This is a genomic window from Pseudarthrobacter sp. NPDC092419, from assembly GCF_044755045.1.
GTDB lineage: Bacteria > Actinomycetota > Actinomycetes > Actinomycetales > Micrococcaceae > Arthrobacter.
The window spans coordinates 308,212-322,650 of record NZ_JBIVQF010000004.1 but is presented as its reverse complement, the minus strand read 5'-3'; the positions used below and the strand labels follow the sequence as shown (position 1 = coordinate 322,650).

12 protein-coding genes are annotated in these 14,439 nt (G+C 67.1%); 10 read left to right on the top strand and 2 right to left on the bottom strand.

From position 1 onward, the window contains the following. The first annotated feature begins 38 nt into the window (after positions 1-38). The 7 genes from coaD (at position 39) to ftsY (ending at position 8,023) form a co-directional block, all read left to right on the top strand. A complete protein-coding gene (gene coaD / locus ACIQC0_RS09200; protein WP_377215951.1) occupies positions 39-539 on the top strand; it encodes a pantetheine-phosphate adenylyltransferase in 501 nt (166 codons plus the stop codon). A gap of 123 nt (positions 540-662) precedes the next feature. Beyond that, positions 663-1,187 (top strand): YceD family protein, encoded by a 525-nt coding sequence (locus ACIQC0_RS09195; RefSeq protein WP_377216185.1) that lies wholly within the window; start codon positions 663-665, stop codon positions 1,185-1,187. A gap of 36 nt (positions 1,188-1,223) precedes the next feature. Next, positions 1,224-1,427 (top strand): 50S ribosomal protein L32, encoded by a 204-nt coding sequence (rpmF, locus tag ACIQC0_RS09190; protein ID WP_009356569.1) that lies wholly within the window; start codon positions 1,224-1,226, stop codon positions 1,425-1,427. A 20-nt stretch (positions 1,428-1,447) separates the two neighbouring features. Further along, positions 1,448-2,140: a ribonuclease III gene (gene rnc, locus ACIQC0_RS09185; RefSeq protein WP_377215952.1), complete on the top strand. Its 693-nt coding sequence runs from the start codon at positions 1,448-1,450 to the stop codon at positions 2,138-2,140. Between the two features lie 5 nt (positions 2,141-2,145). Continuing rightward, positions 2,146-3,096, top strand: a complete 951-nt coding sequence (gene mutM, locus ACIQC0_RS09180) for a bifunctional DNA-formamidopyrimidine glycosylase/DNA-(apurinic or apyrimidinic site) lyase (RefSeq protein ID WP_400534440.1) — start codon at positions 2,146-2,148, stop codon at positions 3,094-3,096. 95 nt (positions 3,097-3,191) lie between these two features. After that, complete coding sequence (gene smc / locus ACIQC0_RS09175; protein WP_400534437.1) at positions 3,192-6,797, top strand: chromosome segregation protein SMC; 3,606 nt, start codon at positions 3,192-3,194, stop codon at positions 6,795-6,797. 23 nt (positions 6,798-6,820) lie between these two features. Then, a complete protein-coding gene (ftsY, locus tag ACIQC0_RS09170) occupies positions 6,821-8,023 on the top strand; it encodes a signal recognition particle-docking protein FtsY (protein WP_400534434.1) in 1,203 nt (400 codons plus the stop codon). 36 nt (positions 8,024-8,059) lie between these two features. Here the strand turns inward: ftsY and ACIQC0_RS09165 are convergent, their stop codons facing one another. Further along, positions 8,060-9,295, bottom strand: coding sequence for an MFS transporter (locus ACIQC0_RS09165; RefSeq protein WP_377215956.1), 1,236 nt, complete (start codon positions 9,293-9,295; stop codon positions 8,060-8,062). A 227-nt stretch (positions 9,296-9,522) separates the two neighbouring features. On the opposite strand from ACIQC0_RS09165, the gene ACIQC0_RS09160 reads away from it, so the two are divergent. Both ACIQC0_RS09160 and ACIQC0_RS09155 read left to right on the top strand, forming a co-directional pair. Further along, a complete protein-coding gene (locus ACIQC0_RS09160; protein ID WP_377215957.1) occupies positions 9,523-10,881 on the top strand; it encodes an ammonium transporter in 1,359 nt (452 codons plus the stop codon). Next, the gene (locus ACIQC0_RS09155; RefSeq protein WP_050687078.1) at positions 10,878-11,216 is read left to right on the top strand and encodes a P-II family nitrogen regulator; all 339 of its coding nucleotides are present in this window, start codon (positions 10,878-10,880) and stop codon (positions 11,214-11,216) included. The genes ACIQC0_RS09160 and ACIQC0_RS09155 overlap by 4 nt, the downstream gene beginning before the upstream one ends. Before the next feature lie 76 nt (positions 11,217-11,292). Here the strand turns inward: ACIQC0_RS09155 and ACIQC0_RS09150 are convergent, their stop codons facing one another. Beyond that, complete coding sequence (locus tag ACIQC0_RS09150) at positions 11,293-12,696, bottom strand: glucose-6-phosphate dehydrogenase (protein WP_400534430.1); 1,404 nt, start codon at positions 12,694-12,696, stop codon at positions 11,293-11,295. A 79-nt stretch (positions 12,697-12,775) separates the two neighbouring features. Here ACIQC0_RS09150 and ffh point away from each other — a divergent pair, with 79 nt between their 5' ends. After that, on the top strand, positions 12,776-14,356 hold the full coding sequence (gene ffh, locus ACIQC0_RS09145) for a signal recognition particle protein (RefSeq protein ID WP_400534428.1): 1,581 nt from the start codon (positions 12,776-12,778) through the stop codon (positions 14,354-14,356). Positions 14,357-14,439: the final 83 nt, after the last annotated feature.

Below are 14,439 nucleotides of genomic sequence, written 5' to 3'. Positions count from 1 at the left end.
CATGGTATCCCGGCGTTTCCATACGGTAGGTTCGGAGCATGAGACGAGCGGTGTGCCCAGGATCCTTCGATCCCATCCATAACGGCCATCTCGAGGTCATCGCCCGGGCCGCGGGCCTCTTCGACGAAGTCATCGTTGCGGTGTCCACGAATCCTGCCAAGAAGTACCGGTTCACCCAGCCCGAGCGCTTGGAAATGGCACGGGAAACGCTGGCTTCACTTAAGGGCATCGTGGTGGAACCCGTCGGGGAGGGGCTGCTTGCAGAGTACTGCCGGCAGCGGGGAGTCTCCGCGATCGTCAAGGGCCTGAGGTCCTCCTCGGACTTCGACTATGAACTGCCGATGGCCACTATGAACCGGCAGCTCAGCGGCGTGGAGACCGTCTTCCTGCCCGCGGAGGCGCACTACCTGCACCTGTCCTCAACGCTGATCAAGGAGGTTGCGGGGCTGGGCGGGGACATCTCCGATTACGTGCCGCGTTCGGTGCTGCGGCGGATGTCCGCGGGCGCGCCTGCGGCGGATCAGCGGCCGAACGGGTAGGCTTGACCGGTACTTCGGCGCCGCCGGTTTGCTGGTTTGAGTCCCTGCGGCTCTTCAGGCTAAGATGGTACGTCGGTCATATGTTCAACAGGAGTTCTCATTAAAAGAGATGCTGGTTCGCCCCTGGCGTTCGACGTCAAGGACCTCGGGCGCAGTCCGGGAAGCATGCGGACACTGAAGGAACATGTACCCGCACCAGGTGACCTTGGTGTGGCGCTCATTGGCGTTCAGGAAGGCTCGGACATCGAGCTGGACCTGAGGCTTGAGGCCGTACACGAAGGAATTCTGGTATCAGGAACCGCGCTCGCCGAAGTAACTGGTGAATGCGGCCGATGCCTGGATCCCCTTGCGTATGACCTTGAGGTCAATGTGCAAGAACTTTTCTTCTACGAAGGCGTCCAGCTTTCGGATGGAGAAGAAGATGAAGAGCAACGTCGAGTCGAGCACGATGTAATCGATCTTGAACCGGTGTTGCGGGACGCAGTGGTGACCATGCTGCCGTTCCAGCCGGTGTGCCGGGAAGACTGCCAGGGCCTTTGCTCCGAATGCGGAGTTCGCCTGGAAGACGAGCCGGGGCACCACCACGAGGTCCTTGATCCTCGCTGGGCTGCCCTAGCTGATATGGCTAAGCCTGACCGGCAAAATTGATTTGTACGTGTTTGTCTAGAGAGAAATGAGTTAGCCGTGGCTGTTCCCAAGCGGAAAATGTCTCGCTCGAATACCCGCGCCCGCCGCTCGCAGTGGAAGGCGACCGCACCCCACCTGGTGAAGACCGTTGAAAACGGCCAGGTCACCTACAGCCTGCCGCACCAGGCAAAGGTCGTTACCGACTCGGCTGGCACCGCGCTGTTCCTTGAGTACAAGGGCCGCAAGGTCGCGGACGTCTAATCGGCCGCCAGGCTGACGCGATGTCTTCAACTGAAGAGCTTCTGAAGCGTCTCGGTGTCTCTATTGACGCCGGGACGCTTCGTCTTGCGCTGACCCACCGCTCCTACGCCTACGAAAACGGCGGCATCCCCACCAACGAGCGGCTGGAGTTCCTGGGGGATTCCATCCTGGGCTTCTCTGTCACGGATGCCCTGTACCGGGACAATCCGGACCTGCCTGAGGGTGAACTCGCCAAGCGCCGTTCCGCCGTCGTCAGCACCCGAGCCTTGGCCGGGATCGGCCGCAGCCTGGGCATCGGCGAATACATTTACCTGGGCCAGGGCGAGAAGCTGACCCACGGCAAGGACAAGGCGTCCATCCTGGCGGACACCATGGAAGCCCTGATCGGCGCCACTTACGTCTCCAACGACATCGAGACCGCCCGCCAGCTGGTGATGCGACTGATCGGGCCGCTGCTCAAGGACGCCGCTGCGCTCGGCGCGGGGACGGACTGGAAGACCAGCATCCAGGAACTGGCCGCGAGCCGGCAGCTGGGCACCATCAACTACGCCGTGGACGGCACCGGGCCGGACCATGCCCGCACGTTCACCGCGGTGCTGCACGTTGGCGGTACCGCGTATGGCAAGGGCTCCGGCCATTCCAAGAAGGAAGCGGAGCAGGAAGCAGCCGCTGACGCGTGGCGCGCCCTCAACGGCGCCGGCGCAACGCAGTAACGGCCATGCCTGAACTCCCTGAGGTGGAAGTGGTGCGCCGCGGCCTGGCCACCTGGGTCCGCGGTCGCACCATCGAAGCGGCGGACCTGCTGGATGCGCGGTCCATCCGGCGGCACGCCGCAGGTCCTGCGGATTTCGTGGGGAACCTTGAAGGAGCCACCGTCACCGATGTGGTGCGCCGGGGCAAGTTCCTGTGGCTTCCGCTCGTGGATGGGGAGACGCCTGGGGGAAGCCGGCCGGAGGTGGCCCTGATGGCGCATCTGGGCATGAGCGGGCAGCTGCTGATGCAGGACGCCGGCGTCCCGGACGAAAAACACCTGAAGGTCCGACTGCGCCTCAGTGCGGTCGCCGGCATGCCGGGCCAGCTGCGGTTCGTGGACCAGCGGATCTTCGGCGGACTCTTCGTCACCGACCTGGTACCAACAGACGACGGCGGCCCCGGCGGGCAGGCGGAAAGCCCCCTGCCCCTGATCGCGGCCGAAGCGGCGCATATCGCCCGGGATCCGCTGGACCCGCACTTCTCCTTCGACCTGTTCTACCGCCGGCTGCGCGGACGCAAAACCGGCCTCAAACGGGCCCTCCTGGACCAGGGCCTGGTGTCCGGAATCGGGAACATCTATGCGGACGAGGCCCTGTGGCGGGCGCGCCTGCACTATGCACGGCCCACAGACACCCTGTGCCGGGCGGACGCCGAACGGCTGGTGGCCGCCGCACGGGACGTCATGACGGATGCCCTCGCCGCCGGCGGAACCAGCTTCGACTCGCTGTACGTGAACGTCAACGGCGCCTCCGGCTACTTCGATCGGTCGCTGAACGCCTACGGCCGCACCGGCGAGCCCTGCCACCGGTGCGCGGCCGCCGGCATCAACGCCACCATCCGCCGTGAGCAGTTTATGAACCGGTCGTCGCACACCTGCCCGGTCTGCCAGCCGCGGCCCCGCAACGGACGCTGGTAGCGGAAGGCCTGCGCATCCCACGGCCGGGAGGTCCGCCGGGTTAGATTTGGTGTCAGCCCGGCACCCGCTGACACCACGAGGAGACCCGAAATACCTTGCACCTCAAAAGCCTGACCGTCCGGGGATTCAAGTCCTTCGCGTCGGCCACCACCTTCGATTTTGAGCCCGGCGTGACCGCTGTGGTGGGCCCCAACGGGTCCGGCAAATCCAACGTGGTGGATGCCCTGGCCTGGGTGATGGGCGAGCAGGGCGCGAAGACCCTGCGCGGCGGCAAGATGGAGGACGTCATCTTCGCCGGCACCTCCGGCCGGCCGCCGCTGGGCCGCGCCCATGTTTCGCTCACTATCGACAATGCTGATGGTGCCCTGCCCATCGAATACAGCGAGGTGACCATCTCGAGGACACTGTTTCGGACCGGCGGGTCCGAGTATGCCATCAACGGGTCCGGCTGCCGGCTGCTGGACATCCAGGAACTGCTCTCCGATTCAGGCCTGGGCCGGGAAATGCACGTCATCGTGGGGCAGGGGCAGCTGGACCGTGTGCTGCACGCAACCCCCGAGGACCGCCGCGGCTTCATCGAGGAAGCCGCCGGAATCCTCAAACACCGCCGCCGCAAGGAACGCACCGTCCGCAAGCTCGAGGCCATGCAGGCAAATCTCCAGCGGCTCACGGACCTCACCGGGGAGATCCGGCGCCAGCTGACGCCCCTGGGCAAGCAGGCCGAAGTGGCCCGCCGCGCCCAGCGCGTCCAGTTCGACGTCCGGGACGCGCGTGCCCGGCTCCTTGCCGATGACCTGGTCCAGCTGCAGTCGGCCCTGGAGCAGGACGTGGCTGACGAGGCCGCGCTGAAGGCCCGGCGGACCGCCGTCGAACACGACCTCGCGGCCCGACGCCGGCAGCAGGCGGAGCTGGAGCAGCTGGCAGCCCAGGCCACGCCCCGGCTCAATGCCGCCCGGGATACCTGGTACCGGCTCAGTGCTGCCAGAGAGCGGTTCCGGTCTCTGGGTTCGCTCGCGCAGGAGCGCAGCCGCCTGCTCGGTGCCGTGGACACCGAACCGGCATCCGGCCGCGACCCCGACCAGCTGGAGCGCCAAGCCGCGAGCGTCCGCGAAGAACTCGCCGGGCTGGAACGGGACACGGAGAAGCGGCGCAGCGCCCTGGAACAAGCCGAGGCCGCGAAGGCGGAGGCAGAACGCGCCGCACTGGCCGAGGATAAAAGGCTCACCGCGCAGCTGCGGGCGGCCGCCGACCGGCGCGAAGGCCTGGCCAAGCTCGCCGGGCAAGTGGCTGCGGCCCGTTCACGGGTGGAGTCTGCGCAGGCGGAACTCGGCAGGCTGCGCGAGTCACTGGCCGCAGGACAAGAGCGCCGTGCCCGCGCCCAAGCCGAATTCTCCGCCTTGGAGAACCAGGTGGCAGGCGTGGAGGAGGGCGAAGAGTCCCTGGACGCCGAGTACGAAGCCGCGGCCGAAGCGCTTGATGCTGTACTGGAGGACATCGCCGGCCTGGCCGCGGACGTGAATGAGGGAATCCGCCGCCGGGACGCCCTCGTGGCCCGCCGGGATGCATTGAAGCTGGGGCTGGAACGGAAGAACGGCGCCAGCCACGCACTCCAGGCGGGACTGGCTGGTATCCGGGGAAGCCTCGCCGGCGAGATTGAGGTGGAAAGCGGATTCGAGGCCGCCATCGCAGCTGCCCTGGGCGAAGCAGCGGAGGCGGTCCTCGTGGACGGCCCGGAAACCGCGGTGGCGCTCCTTCAATTGCTTAAAACGGACGACGCCGGACGGGTAGCATTGCTGATGGCTTCGGCAGGAGACGGGGAACCGGCATCCGGGCCGCCGCTGCCGGAACTCCCGGAGGGTGCCCTCCCGGCCGCAGGCGTGGTGGGCGGGCACGGACAGTTCGCCGGACGGGTCAGGCACCTGCTGGCGCGCACCGCCGTCGTCAAGAGCCTCGAAGCCGCGGCGGAACTGGTGGACCGCCACCCGGACGTCACCGCGGTTACCCGCGCCGGGGACATCTTCACCGCCGTCTCCGCCACCGGCGGCTCGGCGAAGGCACCCTCGCTGCTTGAGGTTCAGGCCGCCGTGGACGGCGCCGAAGCTGACCTTCAGGAGGTCACCGCCACTCTGGAGCGCAACAGGTTTGCACTGGCCGCCGCAGAGGCGCGGCGGGCCGGCGCGCAGGACCGGGCCGATGCCGCGATGGACCGACTGCACGAGTCCGACGCCCGCCTCGCCGCCGTCGCCGAACGCCTGGGCCACCTGAATTCCGTCCTGCGCAGCGCTGTGGGGGAAAGCGACCGCCTGGCCCAGTCCCTGGCCCGCGCCGAGGCCAATGTCGCCGCGGAGGAGGAAGCGCTCGCCGCTGTGGCAGCGAGGCTTGCCGCAGCGCAGGAGGCGCCGCTGGAGGAAGAGCCTTCAACCGCACACCGCGACGAACTCGCCCAGGCAGCGTCGGCCGCCCGTGCCGCCGAGATGGAGGTGCGCCTGGCGCTGCGCAGCGCCGAAGAGCAGCTGTCCGCCACAGGAAACCGGGCCGCTTCGCTGGAACGGGCCGCCGTCACCGAGCGGCGTGCCCGGGCCGAAGCCGCAGAGCGGGCCCGCCGGCGCCGGCTGCAGGCGGGACGGGCCGCTGCGGTGGGTGCCGCCGTGGGCCTTTCCCTTCGGTACCTGGACGTTTCCGTGGACCTTGCCCGGCACGAACGGGACCTCGCCGAGGAAAACCGGGAACGACGGGACAAGGAACTGGCTGAGGTGCGCTCGGCCACCGAAGCCCTGGCCCGCGAGCTGGCGGAGCTGACCGATACTGTCCACCGTGACGAACTCGCCCGCGCCCAGCAAAAGGCTCGGATCGAGGCCCTGGAAACCCGGGCCATCGACGAACTGGGGATTACCCCGGACGCGCTCGTGGCAGAGTTCGGGCCTCACGTCCCTGTGCCCGTACCGGCGGAGGAGTCCGGGGACAAATGGGCCGCCCTCCGTACCCCTGTGGACGAGGCCGGCGAGGATATCTTCGAGGGAAAACCCTACGTGCGTGCCGAGCAGGAGAAGCGGCTCCGCAGGGCGGAACGGGACCTTGCCAGCCTGGGCAAGGTCAACCCCCTGGCCCTGGAGGAATTCGCGGCCCTGGAGGAACGGCACCAGTTCCTCAGCTCCCAGCTGGAGGACCTGAAGGCCAGCCGCAAGGACCTGCTGGACATCATCAAGGAAGTGGACCAGCGCGTGCAGCGGGTGTTCGCTGAAGCGTTCGAGGACACCCAGGCCCAGTTCGTGCGGGTCTTTGAACGGCTGTTCCCGGGCGGTGAGGGCCGGCTGGTCCTCACCGACCCGGACGACATGCTGGCCACAGGCATCGAGGTGGAAGCCCGGCCGGCCGGCAAGAAGATCAAGCGGCTCTCACTGCTCTCGGGCGGTGAACGCTCGCTGACGGCCGTGGCGCTGCTGGTGGCGATCTTCAAGGCGCGGCCGTCCCCGTTTTATGTCATGGACGAGGTGGAAGCTGCCCTGGACGATACCAACCTGGGCCGCCTCATCACCATCTTCGAGGAGCTGCGGGAATCCAGCCAGCTGATTGTGATCACCCACCAGAAACGCACCATGGAAGTGGCGGACGCCCTCTACGGCGTGACCATGCGCGGTGATGGCGTTTCCACCGTCATCAGCCAACGCCTGGCAGGGGACCGGCAGACCGCGGACGTGTAGCTGCCCTGTGAGAAGCTAGGGGAGTGAATGAAATCCTTCCCATTATCCTGTCCATTGTTGCTGCCCTGGTGGTTATCGGCGGGCTGATTCCGGTCCTGCTCAAGACCCGCCGGAACATCAACCAGTACCCGGGGACCCGCGACGCCAATGATCCCGAGGCCGCCCGCGGCGGCAGCACTATGGTCTCCGATGCGCCGGTGGCGGACCGGATGGCGCCTGCCGGCGTGGAGCTGGAAGGCCTGGAGGGCGCTGAGGTTCCGGACGATGCCGCCGGGCTCGAAACTATCCCCGTCGATACCCCGCTGCCCGTTGCCGGACGGCTCATGCGCCTGCGGGAGCGGCTGGTCCGGTCCAACAACATCATGGGCAAGGGCCTGCTTGCGCTGCTCTCCAGCGACCGGATCGACGAGGGCGTCTGGGACGAAGTGGAGGAAACCCTCCTCCTGGCGGACCTGGGCACCGAGCCCACGATGCAGCTGGTGGATGCACTCCGTGAACGCGTCAAGGTCCTGGGCACGCGCACCCCCGAGGACGTCAAGGCCCTCCTGCGCGAAGAGCTGGTCAAGCTGGTGGACCCCACCATGGACCGCAGCCTCAACATCGAGCGGCAGGACGGCAAGCCCGCGGTCATGATGGTCGTCGGCGTCAACGGGGTGGGCAAGACCACCACCGTCGGCAAGCTGGCACGCGTCCTGGTGGCCGAGGACAAGGACGTCCTGCTGGGAGCCGCGGACACGTTCCGTGCCGCCGCCGCCGAACAGCTGGCCACCTGGGGCCAGCGCGTGGGCGTCCCCACCGTTAAGTCGGATATCGACGGCGCCGACCCCGCCTCGGTTGCCTACGAGGCCGTTAAGGCCGGCATCGAGCAAGAGGTGGACGTGGTCATGATCGACACCGCGGGCCGCCTCCAGAACAAGGTAGGCCTGATGGACGAGCTGGGCAAGGTCAAGCGCGTCGTCGAGAAACTCGCGGACGTTGACGAGGTCCTGCTGGTGCTGGACGCAACGACGGGCCAGAACGGCCTTAACCAAGCCCGGGTGTTCTCCGAAGTGGTCAACATCACCGGTATCGTCCTGACCAAGCTGGACGGCACCGCCAAGGGCGGCATCGTGGTGGCCATCCAGAAGAGCCTTGGCGTGCCGGTCAAGCTCATTGGCCTGGGCGAGGGCGCGGACGACCTTGCACCGTTCGAGGCTGAAGGCTTCGTTGACGCGCTGCTGAACTAGCCGTAGCGCGCGTTTGGCAGATCGGCCTGCGCCCGCTCAGTGAGCCGGGCGCAGGGTCTCCCTGGTGGCGAGCCAGCTGCAGGCCGCCACCAGCATGATCCCGCCGGTCACCCCGAACGCCCAGCCATAACCCAGCCGGTCCGCAAGCACTCCGGCCAGTACAGGACCCACGATCGCGCCGACGTCTGACACCATCTGGTAGACGGCCAGGACCTTGCCGCCGGAACGGTCGTTGCCGATGACATCCGCTACCGCGGCCTGCTGGGCCGGGCCGAAGAGGCCTGAGCCGACGCCGGCCAGCGCAGAAGCGGCCAGGAACCAGCCCAGATCTGCTGTCGTGCCGATCGCCGCTGTGGCGCCCGCGGCAACCAGAAGCCCCCAGACCATCATGGGCCGGCGCCCCACGCTGTCCGCCAGGCGGCCGGAAAACGTGAGCGCTGCGGCATTGCCCGCGGCGAATACGGCAAGGGCAAGCCCCGCAGCGGCCGGACCGGAACCAAAAACGGCAGCGGCGAAGAGCGGTACCGTTGCCATCCGCACGCCGAATGTCGCCCACCCGTTGGCGAAGCTGGAGACCAGCGCGGACCGGTAGGCGCCTGCCGCCAAGGCCTCGGTAAACGAAAGCGCCGGAGTTCGCTGCGCGCCTCCGCTGCTACGGCGCTGATGGCTCAGCTGCGTCTGGACCACCCAGGCGGCCACCACCAGAGCGGCGGCGTAGGCCAGGAACGGAACGCGCAGGCCGAAACCTGCCAGCAGGCCGCCCACGATGGGCCCGCACACGTTGCCCACCAGGAACGCCGAGGCGTAGGCGCCGGACACCCGGCCGCGGCTTTCGGCCGGCGCCAGCCGGACCACCAGTGCCATTGAGGCGACCGTGAACATCACCGATCCGGCACCGCCCAGGCCTCGGAACAGCAACAGCTGCCAGTAGTCCTGGGCGAAGGCGCAGGCTGCCGTGGACGCCGCCACAATCAGCAGCCCCGCGACGTAGACGGGCCGTTCCCCCAGCCGTCCAATGAGCGCCCCGCCTGCCGGAGCAAACACCAGGCGCATGAACGCGAAGATGGCCACGATCACGGACGCCTCGGTGTTTCCCACCCCGAACGTGGTGGCGAACTGCGGCAGCACGGGGGCCACGAGGCCGAAGCCAAGGGCGATCAGGAACGCGGCGGCAAGCATCACCTTGATGTCCCGCGGGAACTTTCCGGGACGCTGCAGGAATCGCGCCAGGAACGTGGGTGGGGCGCCGCTGTCGCGGGGTTCTGCCGTCATGATGCCGCAATCCTTGCCGTGGACAATGCCGGGAACCGGCGAAGGGGACGAAACACCACCGTAACAAGCCGGATATGCACCATTTACTTCCTGGAGGTTGATGTAACAGGGCCGCAATATAAATCCGCGGCAGCCGAAACACGTCAACCCCAGACTCGATACAGGACGCAAAACGGCGTTGGCAGGCGGAGTATTCCGCAGAATCGATCATAGGGAGGACGTGCACCATGGAACTTACCCCAGGTCACGTATGGCTGATGGTGGCGGCAGCACTCGTGCTGCTCATGACACCAGGGCTCGCATTTTTCTACGGTGGCATGACGCGCGCCAAGGCAGCGCTGAACATGATGATGATGAGCTTCATCTCCATCGGCATCGTCAGTGTCGTGTGGGTGCTGTGGGGCTACTCGATGACGGGCGGTGACGGCTTCCTGCAGATCGTCGGGAACCCGTTTGCGAGCTTCGGCCTCGAGGGAGTCAACACGGCGGATTCGCCGGACGGCCTCATCCTGGTGGGCTACGGGGCAACCTTCGCCATCATCACCGTGGCCCTGATCAGCGGCGCCATCGCCGATCGCGCCAAGTTCGGCGCATGGAGCGTTTTCGTGCCCGTCTGGGTCACACTGGTGTACTGCCCCCTGGCCTACATGGTGTGGGGTGGCGGCCTCTTCGGTGAGGAAGGCGCCATCGGCCAGGCGCTCGGCCCGGCCATCGACTTCGCAGGCGGCACCGTCGTCCACATCAACGCCGGCGTGGCGGCCCTGATCCTGGTCCTCATCATCGGCAACCGCAAGGGCTTCGGCAAGGACCCCAATCACCGGCCGCACAACATCCCGTTCGTCATGCTCGGCGCAGCCATCCTGTGGTTCGGCTGGTTCGGCTTCAACGGCGGCCTCGCCTCTTCCGCTGAACAGGGCGGTCTCATCTGGGTCAACACCCTGGCGGCGCCGGCAGCGGCCATGCTCGGCTGGCTCGTCACCGAACGCATCCGCGACGGCCACCCCACGTCCCTCGGCGCAGCATCCGGTGTGGTGGCCGGGCTGGTTGCCATCACTCCGGCCTGCGCCAACGTCAGCCCGGTGGGTGCCCTGGGACTGGGCGTCGTGGCAGGCGTTGCCTCCGCCCTGGCCGTGGGTCTCAAGTTCCGTTGGGGCTTCGACGACTCGCTGGATGTGGTGGGTGTGCACTTGGTTTCGGGCATCATCGGCACCGTGGCACTTGGCTTCATCGCATTGCCGGAAGACGGCGCCGGCGGCGGCCTCTTCTACGGCGGCGGCATGACCCAGATGTGGGCCCAGCTGGCTGCGGCCGGCATCGCCATCGCCTACTCGGCAGTCTTTACGGTCATCATTGCCCTGGCCATCCACAAGACCATGGGCTTCCGGGTATCCCAGGAGCAGGAAACCGTGGGCGTGGACCTCAGCCTGCACGCGGAGACGGCCTACGAGTTCGGCGTCTCCGGGCACGGCGGCTCGTTCCAGCCCCTGCATGACGTGATGACCGGCAAGAGCCAGACGGCGGACCAGGCAGCAGCCGGCACGCAGCAGACCGAATCGGCAACAGGCAAGGAAAGCGTGGGGGCATGAAACTGATTACTGCCATCGTCAGGCCCGAAAAACTCGAAGCCATCCGGGAAGGGCTGGAATCCTACGGGGTCCAGGGCCTCACGGTCAGCGCAGCCAGCGGCTACGGCCGGCAGCGCGGCTACACGGAGGTGTACCGCGGAGCCGAGTACAACGTTGATCTGCTTCCGAAAATCCGGGTGGAGGTCCTTGCTACGGACGAACAGGCGGACGACATCCTGGACGTCATCATCGCCAGCTCCAACACGGGCCGCGCCGGCGACGGCAAGGTCTGGACGATGGACGTTTTCGAGGCAGTCCGGGTTCGGACCGGCGAACGCGGGGTAGCCGCAATCTGACGCCAGTATCAGAGGCCTGTTCGCGGATCCGAACCTTGACGGTGAGGATCTGCGGACAGGCCTCTGGCGTTTGCGCTCAGTGGACCGCACCCCTGGCGGGCCAGGAAAGCGGACCGTCCGAGCCGGCGTCGTACTCCTCCAATGGCACGGAACCCTCCGCCCACGATCGGAGCACCGGCTCCACGATCCGCCAGCATTCCTCCGCGGTGTCGCCGCGGACGGAGAGCAACGGATCGCCGCTGAGCACCCCCTCCAGCACTTCACCGTAGGGGAGGAGATCCGAGGCGCTCAGCTCCGCATCCAGGGTGATCCGGCCCAGGCTGAAGATGTTGCCCGGGCCATTGACGTCTACGTCGAACTGGAGCGTGTCCGGTCCGAAGCCGATGCGCAGCTGGTTGGGGGCGTCCACTCCCATGAAGCCCTCGGGAAGGTGGGGGACGGGACGGAAAGTCACCACCGCCTCCTTGCGCTTGGTGCCCATGGCCTTGCCCGAACGCAGGATGAAGGGAACGCCGCTCCAGCGCCAGTTGGCGATCCGGACCTCGACTTCGGCCAGGGTCTCGGTGTTCCGGCCCGGATCCACGCCCTCCTCCCGGGCGTAGCCCGGGACGTCAACACCGGCCACAGTTCCCGCCGTGTACCGGGCGCGGCGGGTGGACTCCCCGTACGGGGCAGTGACGCTGCTGGCCCGAAGCACGGTGGCGACGGCATCGCGGAGGTCGCGCTCGCCGATGGTGGCCGGCGGCTCGATGGCCATGAGCGCCATGATCTGCAGCAGGTGGCTCTGGACCATGTCCCGGAGGGCGCCGGCGCCGTCGTAATACCGGGCGCGGCCTTCCAGCGCCAGGTCCTCGTCGAAGATGATTTCCACCTTTTCCACGTGCTCCCGGTTCCAGACCGGCTCCAGGAAGTTGTTCGCGAAGCGCAGGCCCAGGATGTTCAGCACCGTGGCCTTGCCCAGGAAATGGTCAACGCGGTGGATGTGGTCCTCGGGAACCAGTTGCACAAGGGTCCGGTTAAGGGCCCGCGCCGATTCCTCGCCGGAGCCGAAGGGCTTCTCCATCACCAGCCGCGTGCCCGGCGGGACCTGATCCGGCTGCAGGGCCTCGCAGGCCCGCTGGCTGACCTGCGGCGGCAGGGCGAAGTAGATGGCCACCGGCCCTTCAAGGCCGGCGATGAGTCCGGCCAGGGCGCCGTCCGCCGTGACGTCCAGCTGGTGGTACGCGGTTTCCCAGGCCATGGATTCCAGGGCCTGCCGGCTCTGCTCACCGGCATCCCTGGCGGCGGTGCTGAAGGCTTCGCCAACCCGTTGGCGCCACTGTTCCTGCGTCCATGGATCAGAGCCGGCACCGGCCAGGCGCAGACCCCCGGCACGTCCGCGTGCCACCAGCCGGGCGAGGCCAGGGAGCAGCAGCCGGCCGGTGAGGTCGCCGGAAGCGCCGAGGATGAGCAGGGTCCTGACAGTTGTTGGGCTGGTCATTTTGCCAGCATGCCACCTTGCGTGTCCGAGTTGGTACCCTAGATAGTCGAGTCCCGATCATCCACTGAAAGAACGGCACGTGTTCAATTCACTTTCTGACCGGTTGACAGCAACCTTCAAGAATCTCCGCGGCAAGGGCCGCCTCACCGAGGCTGACGTTGACGCCACCGTACGCGAGATCCGCCGCGCGCTCCTTGACGCCGACGTTGCCGTTCCGGTTGTCCGTGAATTCACCGGCCGCGTCCGGGAACGAGCCCTCGGTGCCGAGGTCTCGGCCGCGCTTAACCCCAGCCAGCAGATCGTCAAGATCGTCAACGAGGAACTGGTTGAAATCCTCGGCGGCGAGACCCGCCGCATCCGCCTCGCCAAGACCGGGCCCACCATCATCATGCTGGCCGGCCTCCAAGGCGCCGGTAAGACCACCCTGGCCGGAAAGCTCTCCAAGTGGCTGAAGTCCCAGGGCCACAGCCCCATGCTCGTGGCGTGCGACCTGCAGCGGCCCAACGCCGTCACGCAGCTCCAGGTAGTCGGCAAGCGGGCCAACGTGCCCGTCTTCGCGCCACATCCCGGCGCCACCTCCACGGAACTTGACCAGCCGGCCGGCGATCCCGTCGCCGTAGCCCGCGCCGGTGTCGAGGAGGCACGGCAGAAACTGCATGACGTGGTCATCGTGGACACCGCCGGACGCCTGGGTGTTGACGCGGACATGATGGAGCAGGCGCGCCAGATCCGCCGGGCCATCGTGCCCAACGAAGTGCTGTTCGTCATCGACGCCATGATCGGCCAGGACGCCGTGAACACGGCGCTCGCGTTCGATGAAGGCGTGAACTTCACCGGCATCGTGCTTTCAAAGCTCGACGGCGACGCGCGCGGCGGTGCCGCACTTTCCGTTGCGTCGGTGACCGGCAAGCCCGTGATGTTCGCGTCCACCGGCGAAGGACTGGACGACTTCGAGCTGTTCCACCCGGACCGGATGGCCTCCCGCATCCTGGACATGGGCGACGTCCTGACGCTCATCGAGCAGGCGGAAAAGTCCTGGGACAAAGACGAGGCAGCGCGGATGGCGAAGAAGTTCGCCGACCAGGAAGACTTCACCCTGGAAGACTTCCTCGCCCAGATGCAGCAGATCCGCAATATGGGCTCCATGAAGAAGATGCTCATGATGATGCCCGGCGCCCAGAACATGCGCCAGCAGCTGGAGCAGTTCGACGAGCGCGAGATTGACCGGGTCGAGGCGATCGTGCGGTCCATGACCCCGCACGAGCGCCTTGCGCCCAAGATCATCAACGGCTCCCGCCGCGCCCGCATCGCCCGGGGTTCGGGTGTGCACGTCTCCGAGGTCAACGGCCTGCTGGAGCGTTTCGCGCAGGCGCAGAAGATGATGAAGAAGATGGCGCAGGGCGGCATGCCCGGAATGCCGGGAATGCCGGGCCTCCCCGGCGCTGGCGGCGGGGCGCGGAAGAATGCCAAGAATGCGCCCAAGAAAAAGGCGAAGTCCGGCAACCCGGCCAAGGCTGCGCAGGAGCGCAAGGACGCCGAGGCCCGCCGGGCGAACGCGGCCAAGGCGCTGCCCACCGGTGCCGCGTTCGGCCAGCAGGGCGAGTTCGACCCCTCGCAGCTGAACCTGCCCAAGGGCTTCGATAAGTTCCTCGGCAAGTAACCCATCCCAACCAGGTAGCGCCAAGTGTCGTTTTGACCCTTCAAAACGACACTTGGCGCTACTTACTTAAGATGCTGTGGCCG

Bases quoted from the DNA above. Each gene is read 5' to 3' on its own strand.
- ACIQC0_RS09165 (WP_377215956.1), bottom strand. From the start codon at position 9,295: ATGACGGCAGAACCCCGCGACAGCGGCGCCCCACCCACGTTCCTGGCG.
- ACIQC0_RS09155 (WP_050687078.1), top strand. From the start codon at position 10,878: ATGAAACTGATTACTGCCATCGTCAGGCCCGAAAAACTCGAAGCCATC.
- mutM (WP_400534440.1), top strand. From the start codon at position 2,146: ATGCCTGAACTCCCTGAGGTGGAAGTGGTGCGCCGCGGCCTGGCCACC.
- coaD (WP_377215951.1), top strand. From the start codon at position 39: ATGAGACGAGCGGTGTGCCCAGGATCCTTCGATCCCATCCATAACGGC.
- ACIQC0_RS09160 (WP_377215957.1), top strand. From the start codon at position 9,523: ATGGAACTTACCCCAGGTCACGTATGGCTGATGGTGGCGGCAGCACTC.
- ACIQC0_RS09150 (WP_400534430.1), bottom strand. From the start codon at position 12,696: ATGACCAGCCCAACAACTGTCAGGACCCTGCTCATCCTCGGCGCTTCC.
- rnc (WP_377215952.1), top strand. From the start codon at position 1,448: ATGTCTTCAACTGAAGAGCTTCTGAAGCGTCTCGGTGTCTCTATTGAC.